Raw genomic sequence first — 21,320 nt, 5'->3', positions numbered from 1 at the left:
ATCTCACGTCTAAAGTCTAAAAAAATGTACCTGCTAATCTCATACATAAAATTCTTCTTCAAATCCATCAAGCTGCATGGCGTGCATTCGCCTTTTGTGTTTGATTTGATTGCGTATTGTTTTAGGGATAAGAAGGATTATCCTGAATACAGGATATTGGAAAAATACAACAAGCAGCTTTCACAAAGCAAAGAGACCATTTCTGTAACCGATTTTGGTTCGGGTTCGCGGGTGTTTCGTTCCAACAAAAGGAAAGTTTCTGCCATTGCAAAATATGCGGGCATCTCCAACTTTCGGCAGCGATTGCTTTTTAGGTTAACGCATTATTTCAATTTTCGAAACACCATTGAACTGGGCACCTCATTGGGAAAGGCTACAATTGCTTTCGCTTTAAGCGAAAAAAATAAAGTCGTAAGTGTTGAAGGTTGCCCGGCTACGGCTGCTTTTGCCGAAAACGCCTTGAAAGAGGCCGGTTGCACAAACGTTACGATTACCAATGAAACCTTTGAAGAGTTCTTAAAAAAGCCGTCACATTTTGCTCCCGATTGTATTTTTATCGACGGCAACCATAGTTATAAAGACACTATAAATTACTTTCATCAACTCCTTCCGTTTGTTCAAAATGAAACAGTCATGATTTTTGACGACATTCACTGGTCAAATGAGATGCACCGCGCCTGGCAGGAAATTGCCTCCCATCCCAAAGTCACCGTAGCTATTGACACCTTTTACTGGGGAATTATTTTCTTCAGGAAAGAACAGCAAAAAGAAAGTTTTACGGTAAAAGTGTAACTTTAGGCTTTTAGAAAAGACTTATGTAATGGCTTGAAATAAAACCCGAGAATCAGCAATGAGCACAGTAATAAAAATCAGAAAAATTACCCGTGATTTTAAGATGGGTAACGAAATTTTACGCGTTTTAAAAGATATTGACCTTGACATTGAACGCGGCGAATATGTTGCGCTGATGGGTCCTTCGGGTTCGGGAAAATCAACACTGATGAACATACTGGGTTGCCTGGATACAGCCACTTCGGGAAGCTATGAACTCAATGGCGTCAAAGTAAGCACCATGACCGATGACGAGCTGGCCGAAATCAGGAACAAGGAAATCGGGTTTATTTTTCAAACTTTTAATTTATTACCGCGCACCACTGCACTTGAAAACGTTGCTTTACCCATGATTTATGCCGGGGTTTCAAAAGCAGACCGCACAAAGCGTGCTGAAAAAGTATTGGCAGATGTCGGCCTTGCAGACCGTATGGATCACCGCCCCAACGAACTTTCAGGAGGACAGCGCCAGCGCGTTGCCGTGGGTCGGGCATTGGTCAATAACCCTTCCATCATCCTTGCTGATGAGCCCACCGGAAACCTTGATTCCAAAACTTCAGAAGAAATCATGAACCTTATCGATGCCATCCATCAGGCCGGCAATACCGTAATTCTAGTTACCCACGAAGAAGATATAGCCCGTCGTGCTAAACGGGTCATTCGCCTGAGAGATGGTGAGGTGGAGAGTGATATTAGGCAGTAGGTTTGAGATGTTAGATATTAGATATCAGAAGTAAGAAGTTTATAAAAATCACCCTTGCCACATTATCAAAAATCCGTAATTTCGTAACCTGTAATAATTCGACTAAAAATAAAGCATAATGAGCAAATATGATATTATTGTTTTGGGAAGTGGTCCCGGGGGTTATGTAACCGCCATTCGCGCGTCACAACTGGGATTTAAAACCGCAGTTATTGAAAAAGAAAGCCTTGGGGGCGTTTGCCTGAACTGGGGGTGTATTCCCACCAAAGCCCTTTTAAAAAGTGCACAGGTGTTTGACTACATGAAACACGCTGAAGATTACGGACTCACCCTAAAAGATGCCGACAAAGACTTTTCCAAAGTCATCAAAAGAAGCCGCAACGTTGCCGGGGATATGAGCAAGGGCGTTCAGTTTTTGATGAAGAAAAACAAAATCGACGTCATTAACGGTTTCGGAAAACTAAAACCCGGAAAAAAAGTGGAAGTTGACGGAAAAGAATACAGCGCAGACCATATCATTATTGCTACCGGAGCCCGCTCACGTGAGTTGCCCAGCCTGAAACAGGACGGCAAAAAAGTCATTGGTTACCGTGAGGCGATGTCGCTTGACAAGCAGCCCAAATCGATGATTATTGTGGGAAGTGGCGCCATTGGTGTTGAGTTTGCCCATTTTTACAATGCGATGGGCACTGAAGTGACCATCGTTGAATTTTTACCCAATCTCGTTCCCCTGGAAGATGAAGACATTTCAAAACAATTTGAGCGTTCGTTCAAAAAAGCCGGTATCAAGGTGATGACCAGTTCTTCTGTGGAGTCGGTGGATGTTTCCGGAAAAGGTGTTAAAGCCAAAGTAAAAACCCAAAAAGGCGAAGAAACCCTTGAAGCAGATATTGTTTTATCTGCCGTGGGCATCAAATCAAATTTAGAAAATATTGGCCTTGAAGATGTGGGCATAGTGGTTGACAAGGACAAAATCATGGTCAACGACTGGTACCAAACCAACATTCCCGGCTATTATGCCATTGGTGATGTGGTTCCCGGTCCGGCGTTAGCTCACGTTGCTTCTGCGGAAGGAATCACTTGTGTCGAAAAAATCAAAGGCATGCACGTGGAAGCCATCGATTATGGCAACATCCCCGGATGTACTTATGCCACTCCCGAAATTGCCAGCGTGGGCATGACCGAAAAACAAGCCAAAGAAGCCGGCTATGAACTGAAAGTGGGGAAATTCCCATTCACCGCCTCAGGAAAAGCCAAAGCCGCCGGAACACCCGAAGGTTTTGTGAAAGTGATTTTTGATGCCAAATACGGCGAATGGCTGGGTTGCCATATGATAGGTGCCGGAGTGACCGATATGATTGCCGAAGCCGTTCTGGGCAGAAAACTGGAAACCACAGGACACGAAGTGCTCAAAGCCATCCACCCCCACCCCACGATGAGTGAGGCCGTGATGGAAGCCGTTGCCGATGCTTATGGCGAGGTGATTCACCTGTAAAATATTTTAAATGTTCCCAAACATTGGAAAACGGTAGCCGGAATTTTTAGGCTGCCGTTTTTTTATACACCTAACTTTTTAATCGACTTGCCAACCGTTCAGCCTGAACCCGCAACTCATTAACGGCGGTGCTTTCCCAAAGTTTGCCCTTTTGTGAGGAAGCTATGGTAAACAAATTATTGAGACCAGTTCATCCCCGGAGATCAGCTGAAACGTAATTGCATTTGTTGATGTTGAAATACCCAGTATGAGTTCGTCTTGGGTAAATTTTTTATTTTCATAGCAGTCTAATAAAAATCCGTCCTCCCAATATAAATAATATTTTCATTTGGAAAATGTTACCTTTTTAGGTAACTTTGAGCCTGATTTAACGACCAACCAAATTGAGCGGGTTTAAAAGAGAAATAGGGTTTTATGAAAATCATTTTAAAGATTTTTATTTAAAACAGTCGCTCGCTGTTCGTAAGAAAATTGACTGGCCCCTGTTGCTTATTAAAACAACGCGAATTGTACCGGAAAAATTTTTAAAACATTTGACGAATACTGACGGACTTTGGGAAGTGCGAATTTCAGCAGGAAAGGGAATATTCCGAATATTTTGTTTTTTCGACGATGGTAATTTAATAATACTCTTGAGCGGATTTCAAAAGAAAACGCAGAAAACCCCAAAAAATGAAATTAAAAAAGCAGAACGATTAAAAAAAGAATATTATGAACACAGATAAAAGAATCACATCATTTGATGACCATTTAGACGAACAGTACGGAAAAACAGGAACAAAATCCCGTGATAAATTCCAAGAAGAGTTTGAAACATTCAAAATTGGCGTTTTAATCCAGGAAGCACGCAAAAAACAACAGCTGACCCAAGAACAACTTGCTGAAAGAGTTGGAACCACAAAAAATTATATTTCCAGGATTGAAAACAACGCTAGTGATATACGGCTTTCAACTTTAATGAGGATAATTAGGGAAGGTTTAGGCGGAAGTTTAAAATTATCGCTTGATGTTTAAATCGTACAAAATCATTAATTACAAACTGATTTAAGCCCCTCCCCCAATCGCTCAGCCTGAACACACAGCTCGTTTACTGTTTTGGTTTCTTAATCTTCAGCTCTACCGTCTATCCACTAACGATGATTTCCATATTTACCAAAACTAAAAAACGGTAGCCTGAAATTGTTCAGTTACCGTATTTTTCTTAAGACTATGTCCTTCTAACTTAGGGCTTTTAACTTCTTAATTCATTTGATTTTCACCAACTCCACATCAAATACCAATACAGCATTTGGAGGAATCACCCCACCTGCACCGGCACTGCCATAAGCCAGGTGTGATGGAAGTACAAAACGGGCCTTGTCGCCTTCGTTTAAAAGCAAAAGACCTTCATCCCATCCCGGTATCACACGGCCCATTCCCACAGGAAAATCGATGGGGTTATTTCTTTCAAAAGAGGAATCAAATACTTTTCCATCGGTAAACATTCCGGTGTAGTGCACCACAACTACATCTCCTTTTCTGGCTTTAGGGCCATCTCCTTTTTCGGTGATTTTATAGCGCAAACCGCTTTTGGTTGCTTCAAAACCTTCAGCCAGTTTACCCAATAATTCTTCCTGTTCTTTTTTTGCTGCAGCTTCGCGTTTTGCCTTGGCACCTTCAAACTGTCTGAAAGACTCTACGGCATTCCATTTTTCGGCTTCAGCGCCTACTCTTACAATTTTTAATGATTCTATTTTATCACCTTGTGCAATGGCATCCACTACATCTTGTCCTTCAATCACTTTTCCAAAAACCGTATGGTTATCGTCCAGCCAAGGTGTTGCCACATGGGTGATAAAAAACTGGCTGCCGTTTGTTGCTTTTCCGGAATTGGCCATAGACAACACGCCCGGACCATCGTGACGTAACTCAGGGTGAAACTCGTCATCAAACTGATAACCGGGACCACCGCTGCCTGTGCCTGTTGGGTCACCACCTTGAACCATAAAATCCGGTATCACGCGGTGAAATACTATCCCGTCATAATAAGGTGTTCCCTGAGGTTTGACTGAATTTTCAAGATTTCCTTCGGCAAGGGCCACAAAGTTGCCCACTGTTCCCGGGGTGAGTTGGTAGGTTAATTTGATGGTGATTTCACCTTTTGATGTCAAAAATTTTGCGTAAATTCCGTCCTGCATTGCTTTAATTTTTTAATGAGGTGCAAAGGTACATAATTGTGCCGGTTTCAGAAATTTAATTTCTACATACAACACTTAAAAAACACCTATTAAACCTGTCACTATGAAAAAAATTCCTTTATTTCTATTTGCTTTTTTGCTGATGGGATTTCAGCAAACCATGGCTAATCAACCAACCGACCCTGAAGAAAACGACAAAGAATTTCTTTTGAGTTATTATCAAAGAAACATGGATAACCTGAGAGCAAAAACTGCCGATTTTTCTATTGAGCAATTGAACTATCAACCCACTGACGAAAGCTGGTCAATTATTATGTGTCTGGAACATATTTACCTGACCGAATTGTCCCTGGTTGAAATGGTTCAGGAAGTATTGGAACAACCTGCCAATCCTGATGAAAGAGAAAGTCTCGTGGCCACAGATGATGAAATGTTGAATACCATCGTTGATCGCTCTGCAAGATTCAAGGCTCCCGAAGTGCTTCACCCCACCGGTGAATTTTCCAGTGCTGATGAATTACTTTCAGCAATTGCTGAAAACAGAGCTGTTATATTCGACTTAATAGAAGGTTATGAAATTGAACACATGCGCAACCGGGTTGCTGATGCCCCTTTCGGGAAAATTGACGGGTACCAGTATTTGTTGTTTATTGCCGGTCACGCTGAAAGACACAGCCTTCAAATAGATGAGATTATGGCTTCTGAGGGTTTTCGTGAATATTAAAATTCAAACACAATACTAACAAAAAAGCAGGATAGATCAATATTTATCCTGCTTTTTTTGTTCAAATAACTTTATACGATTAATATATTAAGATTTTCTCGCAACCGGGCTTTTTGCCGGGCCTCCCTTTTTTGTGTTTGAAACTTTGGGAGTTGATTTTTCAACAGGCACCGCTTTATTTGAAGTTCCCATTGCTTCGGTTTGTTTGATAATTTCCTGGGCTTCTTCCTCTGTCGGTTCAGAGAAATCCATCAAACCCTTTTCCTGTAGAATGTTATACCACTGAAATATTTTTTTGATGTCGCTGGCGTAGACCCTGTCTTCGTCATAATCGGGAAGGATTTCAAAAAAGTATTCTTCCAGTTTCAACTTGTCTTCCTTGTGACTGATGGCTTTCTCACCATTTTCCTTGTCCTTTATTTTTTGCATGATCCGCCGCAAAGGCACTTCTTCGGTCAGGGTGTAAATGGCAATTTCAGAGAGCAAACTCACGTTTTGCTGTGCACTAACAGATATTTTCTTTCCGTCGAGTAGCGATTCCGCCAAAAAACCTGTCCTGGTTTGCGTTTTTAGTTCATATAAACCCGGTTTTCCGGAAATAGATAAGATTTTTTCTAAACCCATAAAGTAATTCTTTTTAATTTTATTTTATTGAAAGTTTGAATTTCAAATTTGTACAAAGATAAAGAATGTGAGGCAAAATCTAAATATTTACCTTTTTTTATTCATATTGGGGAAACGCATACGGTAATCCACTTCCACTTTACCTTTTGAAATGTTGTTGAGTTTGCTTTTTATCAATCTTCTTTTAAGTGGTGATAATTTGTCTGTAAACAAGACTCCTTCAATGTGGTCATATTCGTGCTGGATGATGCGTGCAGCAATTCCTTCAAACGATTTTGTGTGTTGAAGAAAATTTTCGTCATAAAATGAAATGGTAATTTTTTCATTTCTGAACACATCTTCCCTAACATCCGGAATACTTAAACAACCTTCGTTAAACGCCCATTCGTCACCAGTTTCTTCGAGGATTTTTGCATTGATAAACGTTTGTTTGAAACCCTCAAGAAACTTTTGTTCGTCCTCACTTAGCTCTTCATCGACTGCAAACGGTTCCGCATCCACAATAAACAACCTGATGGGCAATCCTATCTGAGGTGCGGCAAGACCCACTCCACGTGCCTGATACATGGTTTCATGCATATTGGCTATCAATTCGCTTAAAGCCGGGTAATCTTGCGGAATATCAACTGCTTTTTTTCTTAACACAGGGTCGCCGTATGCGACAATCGGTAATATCATTTCTTGAAATTTTTTGGCAAAATTACAATTTTCAACTTCTAAATCACCAAAAGTAGTTTGTTTTTGAAGGTATATGATTCACCTTAAGATTTGTTGTGAAGATATTCCTGCAAAATGATGGTTGCACTGATTTCGTCAAGCAGGGCTTTATTGCGGCGTTGTTTTTTCTTTAAACCGCTGTCAATCATAGTTTGAAAAGCCATTTTGGAAGTAAAACGCTCATCCACTCGTTCTACAGGAATCTCTGGAATTTCAACTTTCAACTTTTTAATAAAAGCAGAAATATGAACCTCAACATCTGAAGGGGTATCATCCATTCTTTTGGGTTCACCAACAATGAAAAGTTCCACTTTTTCTTTGGCAACATACTCTTTAAGAAAAGTCAGTAAATTTTTAGTTTCCACCGCTGTCAAACCGGATGCAATGAGTTGTAACTCATCGGTTACAGCGATGCCGGTGCGTTTTGTTCCAAAATCTATTGCTAAAATGCGCGCCATAGTTAAAATTCTGGACAAAGGTAATACTTCTTTGGTTTCTTCTGTGCATTTGATAAAAGCAATTATCTTTGTGGTTGGAAAAGTTTATGAGTTTGTGAGTTTGTGAGTTTTTTAAAGAAACTTTATAAATAAAACCTATTGAATTTAAACTAAGTTTAGAAAAAAAATAAATGAATCAATTAAAATTAATTATCGAAAAAGCCTGGGAAGACAGGTCACTACTTACCCAACCGGAAACCATCAATGCAATTAAAGATGTTCTCTCAAAACTGGATGACGGTACCTTGAGGGTTGCTGAACCCACCGATAACGGCTGGCAGGTAAACGAATGGGTCAAAAAAGCCGTGGTATTGTATTTCCCCATCCAAAAAATGGAAACTTTTGAAGTGGGCATTTTTGAATATCACGATAAAATTCCGCTGAAAACGGGTTATAAAGAGAAAAACATTCGTGTGGTCCCTCACGCTGTTGCTCGTTATGGTGCTTACATTTCCGGCGGGGTTATTCTAATGCCAAGTTATGTGAACATTGGTGCTTATGTAGATGAAGGCACTATGGTTGACACTTGGGCAACGGTGGGCAGTTGTGCACAAATTGGTAAAAACGTCCACCTGAGTGGTGGTGTGGGTATTGGAGGAGTTTTGGAACCTCTGCAGGCAGCTCCCGTTATTATTGAGGACAATGCTTTTATTGGTTCGCGTTGCATCGTTGTGGAAGGTATCCGCGTTGAAAAAGAAGCCGTTTTGGGTGCGAATGTTGTTTTGACTGGCTCTACAAAAATCATAGATGTAACGGGAAGCGAACCCAAGGAAATTAATGGTTTTATTCCTGCTCGGTCTGTCGTAATTCCGGGAAGTTATACCAAAAAATTTGCTGCAGGCGAATTTCAAGTACCTTGTGCACTGATAATTGGAAAAAGAAAAGAAAGTACAGATAAAAAAACCTCGCTGAATGATGCACTGCGCACCTATGATGTGGCGGTTTAAACTTCTATTATGGTTCAGAAAAAATCGTTTTTTTTTTGTTAAAGCAGATTAAAAACGGGTATTATAAAAGACTAAACAAAGAATGAGTAAAGACCTAAACGAAATGCATCCTATAGATGCAGTCATATTATGGGTTGATGGCAATGACGCCAAACACCGACAAAAAATGCTTCCTTATTTGAAGGACAAGCATATTTCAGATTCCAAAAAATTCAGAACCAGATATGACCAAGTCAATGAAATTAAATATTCGGTTGATTCCTTGTTAAAATTTGCCCCTTATATTCGCACTATCCATATTGTCACAGACAATCAAACCCCTGATTTCTTGAAAGAAAAAGATGCCCAAAATAAATATCAAAAAATCATTATTGTTGATCACAGGGATATTTTTAATGGTTTGGAAGAGTTTTTACCAACTTTTAACAGCTTAACCATCGAATCTTGTATTCACAGAATTCCTCACTTAGCAGAGCATTTTATTTATTTAAACGACGATATTTTCTTAATAAACAAGACTGTTTCCGAAGATTTCTTTAAAGGCGGTTTGCCGGTCCTAAGAGGGAAATGGTTAAAATTTGACAAAAATAAGTGGTGGAAAAAAAATAAAGAACATAGATTTAGGCACAAATCTGTTCAACAAAATGCGGCAAAACTTTTGGGGTTCAGTAAGTATTTCAAATTTAAACACACACCCCACCCCATAAGAAAATCAACTTTAGAACAATTTTTCAGTAATAACAATGAAGTGTTTTTAGGCAATATCAAATACAAATTCAGGAACAAAAATCAATTTATACCTCAGGGTTTAGCCAATCATATTGAAATAAAAAACGACAGCTGTATTTTAAACAATAACTTGCGTTTAACTTACTTTAGGTCTTATAAAAAACCACTGTTTTGGTATAAAATCAAATTAAATAGAACAACCAAAAACAAGCTGTTTTTAGGATTGCAAAGTTTAGACCTATGCCCGCCAAACATATTAAAGTACATACTTACCTGGCTGAAATTAAAGACCAGTTAAATTATTAATTGTCACTAATTCATTAATCGTTCTCTCGTATCTCTGCTTTCTCCCCCTCTATAAAGCAGCCGTTCATCATTTCCTTATACGATAACTATTTTGAAGGTATTGAGTTTGGATTCAAAGGATATAGTTTTCAGATTGTAGTTTGTATCTCCAATATCTTTTATTTTAAACTGCCTGAAATTCCCAAAGGATAAGTAGTAATTACTTAGTTACTCTTTCACAATACCAAAAGGTGTTCTTGTGATTTTTTCAAAAACGGTTTTCTTACGGATTGCCAGGTTTTTTGAAATGGATTCTTGTGTTTTATACCCTCGTTTGTGATCCAAATGCACACAAACTGCCGAGTAACGTATTTGCTTTGATTTGATTCCAAGGTTGAATAAGCGTTCACCCAGTTCCCTATCCTGTCCGCCATACTGCATACGTTCATCAAAACCATTTACGGCAAGTATATCACTTTTCCAACCGGAGGCATTGTGCCCGTTCCAGGTGGCTTTTGTGGGTGTGAAAAAATTCAGTAACCCCTGAAAAAGGCCTTTGGCTTTGAGCTTGTTATTTTTAAAAGAAGGTTTTAACCCTTTAGACTTTAACCATTTAACATCAAAACACTGCTGACTAAAAATATCGTCTTTGCTGATAAGTTTTGAAATATCCATCGGCAGCATAAAGTAACCTCCAGATAGGAAATACCCTTTTTCCTTGTTGGTATTGTGGACGTCCAAAAAATCTTTTCGGGGAATGCAATCACCATCAGACATGACTATATATTCAGCGTCACAGGCAACAATGGCTTTATTTAATATGCGGGATTTTTGAAAACCGTCATCTTCCTGCCAAATGTGTTTGATGGGAAAACCCACTTCGGCTTTCATTTTTTCAATCAGGTCAAAAGTGGGTTGTTTTGAACCATCATCGGCAATGACCACTTCAAAATATTTAAAAGTTTGCGCCTCATAACCCCAAAGTACTTTTTCCAGCCACGCTTCTGAATTATAAGTGCTTATAATCACAGAAATCGCGACAGTATTATTATTTGAAGTTGCAGAACCTGATTGTGCCATACTACAAAATTAACTTTTTTTTGCCGACCATCTTTTTCTTTTTCACAGAAATGAAGAATTATTTACAGAACAATTCCGTTGGAGTATATGTTTTCATTGAAAAAGATTATACTTTTGATTTTTATATTTCTTTTAGATTACGCCTAAACAATTATTGATGATTAAGCTCTCTGCGGTAATAATTACGTTCAACGAAGAAGAACATCTTGAAAAGTGTTTAAAATCACTTGATGGAGTGGCAGATGAAATTGTGGTGGTTGACTCCTACTCTACTGACAACACTAAAGCAATTTGCGAAAAATTCAACATTAAATTTGTTGAACAAAAATTTTTGGGTTATAAAGAACAAAAAAACTTTGCCATTACCCAGACAAAATACGGCCATATTCTTTCACTTGACGGAGATGAAGCACTTTCTGAGGAATTAAAAAAATCCATTTCAGAACTTAAGAAAAACTGGGTTCAAGACGGCTATTATGCCAACCGAAGAAACATCTATTGCGGGCAGTGGATCAAACATTCAGACTGGTATCCTGACCGAAAACTTCGGCTTTTTATCAAAGGCAAAGGCGAATGGCAAGGAATCAACCCTCACGATTCTTACAAGCTTTTTAATCCAAAAAAATCAGGCAGGGTTAATGGAGATATTTTGCATTGGATTTATCGAGACTACATTGAACACAATCAAAAAGTAGAGCGATTTTCGACCATTGCTGCACAGGCTTATTTTGATTTGGGAAAGAAATCTTCCATCTGGAAAATTCTATGCCACCCCACCTGGGCATTTTTTAAGGCTTACTTTTTAAGACTAGGTTTTCTGGACGGACTGAACGGATGGGTTATTTGTGTGCAAACTTACAACGTTACTTTTCTAAAATATGCTAAGCTCTATCAACTTAATAAAAGGGCAAAGAGCAAGTAAAGCCTAAATTACTTTTTTAAACCCAACTTTTTTTTAAGCTTTCTTTTTCTGTGATATTTTTCCTGAAATTTTTCAGTGTGTTTCCACATCAATTCAAACACTTCATCAGGATTTCGATTAATCAGCTGTGCATACCTGTTGCTCATCACACGCACCATTTCTTCTTTTGGTGTCAAGCGCGAAAAGTTTTTGATGCGTGCTTCAAAAGACAGCGGCTTAAAAACCATTCGGTTTAAATCAACCAAGAAAAAATCATAACCGGTTTCAGTCTTTTTAATGAGCGTGTTTCCCGGAGAGTGGTCTTTAAATAGAATATTATTTTCGTGCAGTTTGAAGGTAAAATCTGTGGCTGCAATCAAAATTTTTTCGCGCTCAGGATATTCAGGATTTGTAATGAGCTCTCTGAATGTAATATCGCACTTAAGGTGTTCACTTACATAAAAGCTTTTTTGTAACCCAAATGCTGAAAAATATTCAAAATAAGCCAGTGGTTTTGGTGTGCCTATGCCTCTATTAATTAAATAGGTTGCATTTTCAAACGAACGTCTGGCTTTTGATTTTCTAAGAAATTTATAGGCAATACGGTTAAAAATATGAGGAATTTTAAATGATTTTACATTAATTGCCAATCCATTAATTTCTTTTATTTTAATAATGTTTCTGCTTGGTTTAATATAGTAAGTCCCTTCCGTATCAAAATGATGTACAAAATGAGTGATAGAGTCTTTCAAATCCTGAGAAATATCCGCAAATTCCTTATGTTCCCTCACTTAAATATATTTTTGGCAAAGATACAATTTGTATTTATTATCAATGATAACTAACAAAACTAGTTTGCAATCATATAAAGACACAAATTTTTTGGAAATCAATTTATTAAAAAACTAGTATTTAGATTAATAATTGGTTGCCACGAATGCACTAATGCTTTTTGGAGTAGTTCACTAAAAATTATTCGTGCATTAGTGGCTTTTAAAAAGTCAATCTGATTTATTTTTGTTTTAATCCTCAACTTAATTTTTCCGACGTATTTTTGTAAAAAATAATCTGGATGTATCAAGAGGAAATTGAAAAAGCATTGTTCCATTTAAACAAAGGCGGAATCATACTTTACCCCACTGACACGATTTGGGGAATTGGCTGTGATGCCACCAAAGCAGAAGCTGTTTCAAAAATTTACCAGCTCAAAAAAAGGAAAGAAACCAAGTCAATGCTGTGTCTTGTTTCCGATTTGAGAATGCTTGAAAAGCACCTCTATGAGGTTCCTGATGCCGCTTATGACATCATCGAATATGCAGAAAAACCCACTACCATTGTTTATGACCAACCGTTGGGCGTGGCAGAAAATTTAATTGCAGATGACAACTCACTTGGAATCAGAGTGATAAAAAAAGGGTTTGCTTTTGAATTGCTGAAGAAATTTAGAAGACCGCTTGTTTCCACTTCGGCAAATATCAGCGCTTTTCCTGCTCCAAAAAGTTTTGGCGAAATAAGCCCCGATATTTTGAACGGCGTGGACTATGTTGTAAATTTGCCTGACGAAAATCGTGGTGCTCAACCATCAACTATCATCAAGTTAAAAAATGATGGGCAGGTGCAAATCATCAGGAAATAGTAAGCCACTAATGTACTAATGATTTTTGGCTTATATGTGTTGTGTATAAAAAGCCGCTGATGCACTAATGTTTTTTGGATATGTTATAATAAATTATCGTGTGTTAGTGGTTAAAAAAAGATAAACTATGTCTGACCTTATTCTTAAAAAAGAAAGTTATTCACTTTTGGGAGTTTTGTTTGATGTTCACAATCATTTGGGTGCAGGTTTATCTGAAATTGTTTATAAGGATGCTCTTGAATATGAATTCAAAGAATTAAATATTCCTTTTGAAAAGAGAAAAAGAATATACAGTTAGGTACAAAAACATTATTTTAAAACACAAGTTTTATGCTGATTTTGTTGTATTTAATAAAATAATCCTGGAAGTGAAATCTTGTGAATTATTTACAGATTCTCACATTGCTAAGTGTATTAACTATTTTAAAATTTCGAATAACAGATTGGCGCTTCTAGTTAATTTCAAACAAGACAAATTAGATTATAGAAGAATTGTATTATGAATTCATGCCATAATTTTTTTTTGAATAATATAACCATAAATTATTCGTGCATTCGTGGCAAACCTTTTTTGATAATATAAATTGAATTTAAACCATTAGTTAGAGGTATTTTCCAATTAAACCAAACATAAATTTTATTCACATTCGTGGCAAACAACACTACAAATACAAATTATAAAGCTGCATTAACTCACCCCATTTTCAATGTCCTATCACAGGCATCCGGACAACTTGGCCTTGAAACCTATGTGATTGGCGGCTTTGTGAGGGATTTTTTGCTGGGTCGTGGCACACCAAAAGACATTGATGTAGTATCTGTTGGCAGTGGTATTGAACTTGCAAAAAAAACTTCACAACTTCTGGTGAATCATCCAAAAATTTCCATTTTCAAAAATTTTGGCACCGCCATGCTCAAAACCGATGATATGGAAATTGAGTTTGTGGGCGCCAGAAAAGAATCTTATGACCGCAACAGTCGAAAACCAGCAGTCGAAAACGGAACCCTTGAAGACGATCAAAACCGGCGTGATTTTACCATCAACGCTTTGGCATTAAGTTTAAACCCTGAAACTTACGGCGATTTGATTGACCCTTTCAATGGCTTGGATGATTTGGAAAATAAAATCATTCGAACACCCTTAAACCCTGACATTACTTACTCTGACGACCCATTGAGAATGTTAAGGGCCATCCGTTTTGCATGTCAGCTTGAATTTGAAATTGAAAAAGAATCACTCGATTCCATAAAACGAAATAATGAACGCATTAAAATAATTTCGTTTGAACGCATCACTGACGAACTACATAAAATATTATTGAGTAAGAAACCATCCCTTGGTTTCACATTGTTACACAAAGTAGGACTTCTTGACTTGATTCTTCCTGAATTAACTGCACTTCAAGGCATTGACGAAATTGAAGGCCAGCGCCACAAAGACAACTTCTGGCACACCCTGGAAGTGGTTGATAATATTTGTGAAGCAACCGAAAACCTTTGGCTTCGCTGGGCGGCATTACTGCACGACATCGGCAAGGCACCCACCAAAAAATTTGATAAAAAAATTGGATGGACTTTTCACGGACACGAATTTGTAGGCTCAAAAATGGTCTTAAAACTGTTCAAACGCCTGAGAATGCCCTTAAATGAGAAAATGAAATTTGTCCAAAAAATGGTGTTGATGAGTTCGCGTCCCATTGCCATTTCGGGCGAGGTTACAGACAGTGCCGTGAGACGACTTGTTTTTGATGCCGGAGAACATATAGACGAATTAATGACCTTATGTGAAGCCGACATCACCACCAAAAACCCCAAAAAGCAAAAGAAATACCTCAACAATTTCAAAAAAGTAAGAGAACGCATTGTTGAAGTAGAAGAACGCGACCACATCCGTAATTTTCAACCACCCATAAGCGGGGAAGAAATTATGGAAACATTTGGTTTAAAACCTTCAAGGGAAATTGGTGTTTTAAAAGAAGCCATCAAAGAAGCCATACTCGAAGGAGAAATCCCAAACGAATATGAAGCAGCAAAATCCTATATGCTCAAAAAGGCTAAAAAAATGGGATTGATTTAATTTTAACTATTCGGAAAACAAGTAAATCAAAAGAGTTTAATAAATTTACCTAAAATTAAAAATATGACTTCTTCAGACCTGAAAATAGACTTGATCAAGCATATCTCTGCTTCTGATGACTTGAATTTACTGAAAGAAATCAAAAGGCTTCTTTCACTGGAAAACACTGAAAACGATGTTTATAAATTTTCCCCTGAACAACTCCTAAACATCAATGAAGCTTTGGATGAGTACAAACAAGGAAGAATTGTAACTCACGAAGATGCAGAAACTGAGATTCAAAAATGGCTGAACGAGGAAGAAAAATAATTTGGACGCAAAAAGCAATCCAATCCCGAAAAAGCATTTTTAAATATTGGAACAGTCGAAATAAATCAACTGCTTACAGTAAAAAATTAAATTCACAATTTCTTCTTGCTATAAAACTCATATCAAAATTCCCAAAAATTGCAATTGCTTCAGAAGTCAAAGATGTAAGGCTTAAAGTTGTATCCAATTACTATCTGATTTATTTGCTTACTGAAAATAATATCGTTGTATTGGATATTTGGGACACAAGACAAAACCCTGAACACTTTCCAATTCAAGTTAAAAATGAAAAAAAATAAACCCGTCATTGTTTGGTTGTTTACCGGTTGCTTTCTAATTTTTATTATGGTTTTGGTGGGCGGTATCACCCGCCTTACAGACTCCGGGTTATCGATGACTGATTGGCACATCATCACAGAAGTCATTCCCCCACTCAATCAGGAACAGTGGGAAATGGCTTTTGAAGAATACAAACAATTTCCTGAATACCAAAAAATCAACAGTCTGTATGACTTCACTCTTGATGATTATAAATTCATATATTTCTGGGAGTGGTTTCACCGGCTGTTAGGCCGATTGCTGGGGGTCGTTTTCATTATACCGTTTATTTATTTTTGGGCAAAAAACAAGTTGGATAAAGAAACCCTTAAAAATTGCTTTATTCTTTTGTTTTTAGGAGGTTTTCAAGGGTTTTTAGGCTGGTATATGGTAAAAAGCGGGCTTGTTGATATACCTTATGTGAGTCACTATCGTTTAGCGATGCACCTCATCACTGCGTTTATCACATTTTCATTTTGCCTATGGGTGGCACTTAATCTTATTTACCCTAAAGAAACGCCCAAATATATTTCGTTTAGGAATTTAATCCGGTTCAGCTTTGCGGTTTTGATTGTCCAAATCATATGGGGGGCTTTTGTAGCCGGACTTAACGCCGGTTTGATTCACAACACTTGGCCATTGATGAACGATGGAAAATTGATGCACGAAACGGTCTTGCTGGAGCAAAACCCGATATGGAGAAACTTTATTGAAGGCAAGAGTGGCGTACAGTTTGTGCACAGGTATCTGGCTTATGTTGTTGTGGGGTTAATCCTTTATATTTGGTTCAAGGCTAAAAAATTAAATCTTACTTTTGCACAACAAAGCAGCATCAATTGGCTACTCATTTTGGTGGGAGTACAATTTGTATTGGGTGTTTTGGCACTTATTTATGCCGTTCCGCTTTGGTTGGGGGTTGCCCATCAAATTGGAGCTTTTTTCCTGTTGGGAGCGATGACATTTACATTGCACCGGTTTAGTAGATAAATTTTAAAAAAATAGAGATTATGATTTACCGTTTCAGGATTATTTTGGATGCACATGAAGATGTTTTCAGAGACATAGAAATTTCAAACGAAGACACCCTTGAAGATTTTCACAACGCCATCACTCAGGCATTTGGATTTGGTGGTCAGGAAATGGCTTCATTTTACACCAGTGACGATGAGTGGAATCAGGATGAGGAAATTTCACTTTTTAGTATGGAGGATTCCGAAAGGAACATGCAAAATACGTTTGTACAAGATGTAGTTTCAAAAGAAGAAACCAAACTTATCTACATCTATGACTTCCTGAACATGTGGACCTTTCTTATAGAATTGGCCGACATTGCAGAGCCAACACCCGGAACACTCTATCCCAATCTTTTGTTTGCCCACGGCCAAATTCCCGACGAAGCCCCGGAAACAGAATTTGAGTCCGAATCTCTTTTTGACGATGATAACGATGAAGAATTTGGCATTAACCCGGAGGATTATGACGATTTAAATTTTGATGAAAATTGGAATTAAACAAAGACTTTTGGGAAAATAAATACACAAATCAGGAAACCGGATGGGATACAGGCGACATTACAGCCCCTTTAAAAACCTACATCGACGGTCTTGATGACAAAAATATTTCCGTTTTGATTCCCGGTGCAGGCAATGGTTATGAAGCCGAATATCTCTATCAAAACGGCTTCAATAATGTGGATGTGATTGATCTGGCAAGCCGTCCGCTTTTAAATTTAAAATCCAGAGCCCCGGAATTTCCCCACTCACAACTCATTCAAGGTGATTTTTTTGAGCTTGATAAAAAATATGACCTCATACTTGAGCAAACTTTCTTTTGTGCCTTAGACCCTTTTCGCAGAGCCGCTTACGCGAAAAAAATGAGCGAATTACTACATTCTAAAGGAAAACTAGTAGGTGTTTTGTTTGATTTCGCTTTAAGCGAAACCGGCCCACCATTTGGCGGAAGCCGAGAGGAATATTTAAGCTATTTTGAACCCTATTTTAAAATTAAAACACTCGAAAAATGCTATAACTCCATCAAGCCGAGAATGGGTAACGAACTCTTTATTATCTTTGAAAAACCGTAAAGGATAAAACAATAACTATGCAACTTGAGAAAGACCTGATTTTGGACCACAAAAAAATTCAGCACATGCTGAAGCGTATGGCTTATCAAATCTATGAATCAAACGTGTATGAAAAGGAAATTGTCCTTGCCGGTATTAAAGAAAACGGTTTTCTGCTTGCTAAAAAACTCAAGTCTGAAGTCGAGAAAATCTCCGATTTAAAAGTGATTCTATGTGAAATTGAAATGAACAAAAGAAAACCATTGGATTCTATTTCTTCTTCAATGTTGCTTGATGAGATGAAAAACAAATCTGTTGTGGTGATAGATGATGTATTGCATTCCGGAAGCACATTGATTTATGCGGTGAGGTATGTGCTGGAGGTTTCGGTAAAGCAAATAAAAACTGCTGTTCTCATAGACAGAAACCACAAAAAATTTCCCGTTAAGGCTGATTTTAAAGGTATTTCGCTCTCCACTTCGCTGAATGAAAACGTCGCTGTTATCTTCGAAAAAAATAAAGACAGGGCGGTATTAGAATAGTTTTTGTTTGATTTCTTCCACTATTTCTGAAATTGGTTTTCCATCAGTCTTAATGATAATTTTTGCTTGATTGTAATAAAAATTCCGCTCAAAAAGATGTTTTCTGATGAAATCGTTTAAGTCTTCCCTTGTTTCAAGATGATTGATAAGCGGCCTGCCTTCTTTTTCTTTAAATAGTCTTTCAGTCAAGGTTTCTAAATTTTCAGAAAGATAAATTGAGTTCAAATTTGGAGTTTGATGAATTAAATTCATGTTGTCTCCATAACAAGGAGTTCCACCTCCTAGACTTAAAACAATTGGTTGATCAGTTTGCAATAGTTTTTCAAGATAAAACCTTTCCTTTTTTCTGAAATAAATTTCGCCTTTTTGAGTAAATATTTTCGGTATTTTTAGCTGTTCTTTTTCTTCTATAAAATTGTCTAAATCGACAAATTCAAAACCTATTTGATGTGCCAGTTCTTTAGCCACAGATGACTTACCACTGCCCATATAGCCCAGTAAAACAACACCCTTTTTCATTATAATAAGTTATGGATTAAGTCGGTAAAGCTAATGAAATATTTTTTTTATAATTAATTTTAAAATTGGTTTGATAAATCAATATAATGACATTATATTTGCACCCGCGTTACGGAAAAGTAACACACCCACTAAAATCAAGATTTGGTAGCTCAGTTGGTAGAGCATCTCACTTTTAATGAGAGGGTCCTGGGTTCGAGCCCCAGCCAGATCACAAAAAAAAGTTAAGCTTCACGCTTAACTTTTTTTTCTAAAATACCTTAATAGGTTTATCTTTACAGAACCTTTTAAGAACACCCGCCCGGGTGCTGGAATTGGTAGACAGGCATGGTTGAGGGCCATGTGTCCTTTAGGGCGTGTGGGTTCAAGTCCCACTCCGGGCACTTTTTTTATTCCATTCTGAATTTCCTTACTTATATTTCTTTTCTTACATTTACTCAGTTTAACGATTTCCGGAACCTATTAAACAATTGTTATGGGTGTAAAAACACAGTTCAGTATAAAAGACCTTGAAAACCTGAGTGGCATCAAGGCTCATACTATTAGAATCTGGGAAAAACGCTACAGTTTACTTACACCGGAAAGAACAGATACAAACATCAGGAACTACAATATTGAAAACCTGATGAAATTACTAAATGTAACTTACCTCTACAATCACGGGTACAAAATTTCCAAAATTGCCAAACTAAAAAACAATGAAGTTGTCAGCCTAATACACAAATCCGGTTTAACAGATTCGGCTGAAGCCTTCGCCATTTCAGAGCTAAAATCGTCCATGCTCACTTTTAATCCGCAGTTGTTTCAGCAGACATTTTCAAAGCTTGAAGAAAAATACACGTTTAGGGAATTGTTTTTCAGTATTTTAATTCCTCTACTCAATGATATTGGCCTTTTGTGGCAAACCGGAACTATAGACCCGTCTCATGAGCGGTTTATTTCTGAACTTATCAAACAAAAGATTACTGTTGAAATTGAAAAGCAATTCAAAAAAGACCGAAGCAAAACAGATAGACTTTTTGTGCTCTTTCTCCCTATAAACGAAATTCACGAAATCGGATTGCTATATGTAAATTATGAATTGCTGAATCAGGGCTACAAAACCATTTTTTTGGGAAATAATATCCCAACTGATAATCTAAAACACTTTGTCAATCATCATAACACAATTGTTTTTGTTTCCTATTTGACTGTTCAGCCCGATAAAGACTCGCTGGAAGATTTTATTTCAGAATTAAAAACCGTTGTACTCAAACAAGGAACTAATGAGGTTTGGCTTTTTGGAAATCAAATCCTTGATGAGCCCGATGAGCGTTTTCCCGAATCTTTCAAAATTTTCAGAAACCTCTCAGATTTTTTGAAAATCGTCTAAAAATGATAAAATATTCATAATTTTTTTTGCCTATATCATTTTTGTTTAAATATTAATTACTTTTGTTAAACAGATGAATAAAAAAATATCCATAATTGGTTCGGGCTTTTCGGCACTTGCTGCCTCCTGTTATCTTGCCAAATCAGGCAATAAAGTCACTATATTTGAGAAAAACAGTACTATCGGTGGTAGGGCCAGACAACTAAAGCGAGACGGCTTTACTTTTGATATTGGGCCCACCTGGTATTGGATGCCTGATGTGTTTGAAAGTTTTTTTGCCGATTTTGGCAAAAAACCAAGTGATTATTACGAGTTGATAAAACTCAACCCTGCTTACAGTGTTTATTTTGGTGAAAATGATTTCATTACCATAGAAGACACTTTAGAAAAAATATACATAGCATTTGAAAAGGAAGAAAAAGGCAGTGCAGTCAAACTGAAAAAGTTTATTGCTGAAGCTCAGGACAACTACAACATCGCGATTAAAGATTTGGTCTATAACCCCGGGATTTCACCTTTGGAGTTAATCACCCCGCTGACCATTAAAAAAATCGGGCAGTTTTTCAGCACAATCAGCAAAGAGGTGAGGAAGGAATTTAAAAATGAGCGGCTCATTTCCATTCTTGAATTTCCCGTTTTATTCCTTGGCGCTAAAGCTTCAAACACGCCGGCTTTTTACAATTTTATGAATTATGCCGATTTTGGTTTGGGAACTTTTCACCCAAAAAAGGGAATGTATAGTGTTATTGAAGGTATTCAATCATTGGCTCTGGAT

Annotated in this window: 28 protein-coding genes and 2 tRNA genes; 23 read left to right on the top strand and 7 right to left on the bottom strand. The window is 37.5% G+C overall.

Annotated elements, in window-relative coordinates:
• From AC6F75_RS02170 to AC6F75_RS02150, 5 genes are all read left to right on the top strand, one after another.
• On the top strand, positions 1 to 792 hold a 792-nt coding region (locus AC6F75_RS02170; protein ID WP_500713280.1), incomplete at its 5' end, for a class I SAM-dependent methyltransferase.
• A gap of 58 nt (positions 793 to 850) precedes the next feature.
• Positions 851 to 1,534: an ATP-binding cassette domain-containing protein gene (locus AC6F75_RS02165; protein WP_500713279.1), complete on the top strand. Its 684-nt coding sequence runs from the start codon at positions 851 to 853 to the stop codon at positions 1,532 to 1,534.
• 118 nt (positions 1,535 to 1,652) lie between these two features.
• Entirely contained in the window at positions 1,653 to 3,029 is a 1,377-nt protein-coding gene (gene lpdA / locus AC6F75_RS02160; RefSeq protein WP_500713278.1) for a dihydrolipoyl dehydrogenase, read from the top strand.
• Between the two features lie 383 nt (positions 3,030 to 3,412).
• The gene (locus AC6F75_RS02155; protein ID WP_500713277.1) at positions 3,413 to 3,754 is read left to right on the top strand and encodes a type II toxin-antitoxin system RelE/ParE family toxin; all 342 of its coding nucleotides are present in this window, start codon (positions 3,413 to 3,415) and stop codon (positions 3,752 to 3,754) included.
• The gene (locus AC6F75_RS02150; protein ID WP_500713276.1) at positions 3,741 to 4,043 is read left to right on the top strand and encodes a helix-turn-helix domain-containing protein; all 303 of its coding nucleotides are present in this window, start codon (positions 3,741 to 3,743) and stop codon (positions 4,041 to 4,043) included. Before AC6F75_RS02155 ends, AC6F75_RS02150 begins: the two co-directional genes overlap by 14 nt.
• A gap of 230 nt (positions 4,044 to 4,273) precedes the next feature.
• On the opposite strand, the gene AC6F75_RS02145 is transcribed toward AC6F75_RS02150, so the two are convergent.
• A complete protein-coding gene (locus AC6F75_RS02145; protein WP_500713275.1) occupies positions 4,274 to 5,206 on the bottom strand; it encodes a peptidylprolyl isomerase in 933 nt (310 codons plus the stop codon).
• A gap of 103 nt (positions 5,207 to 5,309) precedes the next feature.
• Here AC6F75_RS02145 and AC6F75_RS02140 point away from each other — a divergent pair, with 103 nt between their 5' ends.
• Positions 5,310 to 5,930 (top strand): DinB family protein, encoded by a 621-nt coding sequence (locus AC6F75_RS02140; RefSeq protein ID WP_500713274.1) that lies wholly within the window; start codon positions 5,310 to 5,312, stop codon positions 5,928 to 5,930.
• An 87-nt stretch (positions 5,931 to 6,017) separates the two neighbouring features.
• Here AC6F75_RS02140 and AC6F75_RS02135 read toward each other — a convergent pair whose 3' ends face one another.
• The 3 genes from AC6F75_RS02135 to ruvX all read right to left on the bottom strand — a co-directional run bounded on the left by AC6F75_RS02135 (position 6,018) and on the right by ruvX (position 7,729).
• Positions 6,018 to 6,554: a DUF5606 family protein gene (locus tag AC6F75_RS02135; protein WP_500713273.1), complete on the bottom strand. Its 537-nt coding sequence runs from the start codon at positions 6,552 to 6,554 to the stop codon at positions 6,018 to 6,020.
• Positions 6,555 to 6,641: 87 nt separating this feature from the next.
• Complete coding sequence (def, locus tag AC6F75_RS02130; protein WP_500713272.1) at positions 6,642 to 7,232, bottom strand: peptide deformylase; 591 nt, start codon at positions 7,230 to 7,232, stop codon at positions 6,642 to 6,644.
• An 83-nt stretch (positions 7,233 to 7,315) separates the two neighbouring features.
• Positions 7,316 to 7,729: a Holliday junction resolvase RuvX gene (gene ruvX / locus AC6F75_RS02125; RefSeq protein WP_500713271.1), complete on the bottom strand. Its 414-nt coding sequence runs from the start codon at positions 7,727 to 7,729 to the stop codon at positions 7,316 to 7,318.
• A gap of 170 nt (positions 7,730 to 7,899) precedes the next feature.
• Here ruvX and AC6F75_RS02120 point away from each other — a divergent pair, with 170 nt between their 5' ends.
• Both AC6F75_RS02120 and AC6F75_RS02115 read left to right on the top strand, forming a co-directional pair.
• Positions 7,900 to 8,715 carry a 2,3,4,5-tetrahydropyridine-2,6-dicarboxylate N-succinyltransferase gene (locus AC6F75_RS02120; RefSeq protein ID WP_500713270.1) on the top strand — a complete coding sequence of 272 codons (816 nt, stop codon included), beginning with the start codon at positions 7,900 to 7,902 and terminating at the stop codon, positions 8,713 to 8,715.
• Positions 8,716 to 8,797: 82 nt separating this feature from the next.
• Positions 8,798 to 9,742 carry a stealth family protein gene (locus tag AC6F75_RS02115; protein WP_500713269.1) on the top strand — a complete coding sequence of 315 codons (945 nt, stop codon included), beginning with the start codon at positions 8,798 to 8,800 and terminating at the stop codon, positions 9,740 to 9,742.
• A gap of 215 nt (positions 9,743 to 9,957) precedes the next feature.
• On the opposite strand, the gene AC6F75_RS02110 is transcribed toward AC6F75_RS02115, so the two are convergent.
• Positions 9,958 to 10,809 (bottom strand): glycosyltransferase, encoded by an 852-nt coding sequence (locus AC6F75_RS02110; RefSeq protein ID WP_500713268.1) that lies wholly within the window; start codon positions 10,807 to 10,809, stop codon positions 9,958 to 9,960.
• 157 nt (positions 10,810 to 10,966) lie between these two features.
• On the opposite strand from AC6F75_RS02110, the gene AC6F75_RS02105 reads away from it, so the two are divergent.
• Positions 10,967 to 11,731 carry a glycosyltransferase gene (locus tag AC6F75_RS02105; RefSeq protein WP_500713267.1) on the top strand — a complete coding sequence of 255 codons (765 nt, stop codon included), beginning with the start codon at positions 10,967 to 10,969 and terminating at the stop codon, positions 11,729 to 11,731.
• Positions 11,732 to 11,739: 8 nt separating this feature from the next.
• On the opposite strand, the gene AC6F75_RS02100 is transcribed toward AC6F75_RS02105, so the two are convergent.
• On the bottom strand, positions 11,740 to 12,501 hold the full coding sequence (locus AC6F75_RS02100) for a lipopolysaccharide kinase InaA family protein (protein ID WP_500713266.1): 762 nt from the start codon (positions 12,499 to 12,501) through the stop codon (positions 11,740 to 11,742).
• Positions 12,502 to 12,782: 281 nt separating this feature from the next.
• On the opposite strand from AC6F75_RS02100, the gene AC6F75_RS02095 reads away from it, so the two are divergent.
• The 10 genes from AC6F75_RS02095 to AC6F75_RS02050 all read left to right on the top strand — a co-directional run bounded on the left by AC6F75_RS02095 (position 12,783) and on the right by AC6F75_RS02050 (position 18,654).
• Positions 12,783 to 13,346, top strand: coding sequence for an L-threonylcarbamoyladenylate synthase (locus tag AC6F75_RS02095; RefSeq protein WP_500713265.1), 564 nt, complete (start codon positions 12,783 to 12,785; stop codon positions 13,344 to 13,346).
• A gap of 127 nt (positions 13,347 to 13,473) precedes the next feature.
• Positions 13,474 to 13,644 carry a GxxExxY protein gene (locus AC6F75_RS02090; RefSeq protein WP_500713264.1) on the top strand — a complete coding sequence of 57 codons (171 nt, stop codon included), beginning with the start codon at positions 13,474 to 13,476 and terminating at the stop codon, positions 13,642 to 13,644.
• On the top strand, positions 13,616 to 13,849 hold the full coding sequence (locus AC6F75_RS02085; RefSeq protein ID WP_500713263.1) for a GxxExxY protein: 234 nt from the start codon (positions 13,616 to 13,618) through the stop codon (positions 13,847 to 13,849). Before AC6F75_RS02090 ends, AC6F75_RS02085 begins: the two co-directional genes overlap by 29 nt.
• A gap of 146 nt (positions 13,850 to 13,995) precedes the next feature.
• A complete protein-coding gene (locus AC6F75_RS02080; RefSeq protein WP_500713262.1) occupies positions 13,996 to 15,423 on the top strand; it encodes a tRNA nucleotidyltransferase/poly(A) polymerase-related protein in 1,428 nt (475 codons plus the stop codon).
• A 63-nt stretch (positions 15,424 to 15,486) separates the two neighbouring features.
• On the top strand, positions 15,487 to 15,732 hold the full coding sequence (locus tag AC6F75_RS02075) for a hypothetical protein (RefSeq protein WP_500713261.1): 246 nt from the start codon (positions 15,487 to 15,489) through the stop codon (positions 15,730 to 15,732).
• Positions 15,708 to 16,031 (top strand): type II toxin-antitoxin system RelE/ParE family toxin, encoded by a 324-nt coding sequence (locus AC6F75_RS02070; RefSeq protein WP_500713260.1) that lies wholly within the window; start codon positions 15,708 to 15,710, stop codon positions 16,029 to 16,031. The genes AC6F75_RS02075 and AC6F75_RS02070 overlap by 25 nt, the downstream gene beginning before the upstream one ends.
• Positions 16,018 to 17,037: a COX15/CtaA family protein gene (locus AC6F75_RS02065; RefSeq protein ID WP_500713259.1), complete on the top strand. Its 1,020-nt coding sequence runs from the start codon at positions 16,018 to 16,020 to the stop codon at positions 17,035 to 17,037. Before AC6F75_RS02070 ends, AC6F75_RS02065 begins: the two co-directional genes overlap by 14 nt.
• Before the next feature lie 20 nt (positions 17,038 to 17,057).
• The gene (locus AC6F75_RS02060) at positions 17,058 to 17,561 is read left to right on the top strand and encodes an IS1096 element passenger TnpR family protein (RefSeq protein ID WP_500713258.1); all 504 of its coding nucleotides are present in this window, start codon (positions 17,058 to 17,060) and stop codon (positions 17,559 to 17,561) included.
• Positions 17,552 to 18,133 carry a methyltransferase domain-containing protein gene (locus AC6F75_RS02055; RefSeq protein ID WP_500713257.1) on the top strand — a complete coding sequence of 194 codons (582 nt, stop codon included), beginning with the start codon at positions 17,552 to 17,554 and terminating at the stop codon, positions 18,131 to 18,133. The genes AC6F75_RS02060 and AC6F75_RS02055 overlap by 10 nt, the downstream gene beginning before the upstream one ends.
• A gap of 17 nt (positions 18,134 to 18,150) precedes the next feature.
• On the top strand, positions 18,151 to 18,654 hold the full coding sequence (locus AC6F75_RS02050; protein ID WP_500713256.1) for a phosphoribosyltransferase family protein: 504 nt from the start codon (positions 18,151 to 18,153) through the stop codon (positions 18,652 to 18,654).
• Here the strand turns inward: AC6F75_RS02050 and AC6F75_RS02045 are convergent.
• Positions 18,646 to 19,173 carry a shikimate kinase gene (locus AC6F75_RS02045; RefSeq protein ID WP_500713255.1) on the bottom strand — a complete coding sequence of 176 codons (528 nt, stop codon included), beginning with the start codon at positions 19,171 to 19,173 and terminating at the stop codon, positions 18,646 to 18,648. The genes AC6F75_RS02050 and AC6F75_RS02045 overlap by 9 nt on opposite strands.
• A gap of 141 nt (positions 19,174 to 19,314) precedes the next feature.
• Here AC6F75_RS02045 and AC6F75_RS02040 point away from each other — a divergent pair.
• From AC6F75_RS02040 to AC6F75_RS02025, 4 genes are all read left to right on the top strand, one after another.
• Positions 19,315 to 19,387, top strand: a tRNA-Lys gene (locus tag AC6F75_RS02040).
• An 85-nt stretch (positions 19,388 to 19,472) separates the two neighbouring features.
• Positions 19,473 to 19,556, top strand: a tRNA-Leu gene (locus AC6F75_RS02035).
• A 92-nt stretch (positions 19,557 to 19,648) separates the two neighbouring features.
• Positions 19,649 to 20,545, top strand: coding sequence for a MerR family transcriptional regulator (locus tag AC6F75_RS02030; RefSeq protein ID WP_500713254.1), 897 nt, complete (start codon positions 19,649 to 19,651; stop codon positions 20,543 to 20,545).
• A 73-nt stretch (positions 20,546 to 20,618) separates the two neighbouring features.
• Positions 20,619 to 21,320, top strand: a 702-nt coding sequence (locus AC6F75_RS02025; protein ID WP_500713253.1) for an NAD(P)-binding protein, incomplete at its 3' end; no start/stop codon positions are given.

The organism is Planktosalinus sp. (assembly GCF_059864935.1).
This window is presented reverse-complemented; position numbering and strand designations above follow the sequence as displayed.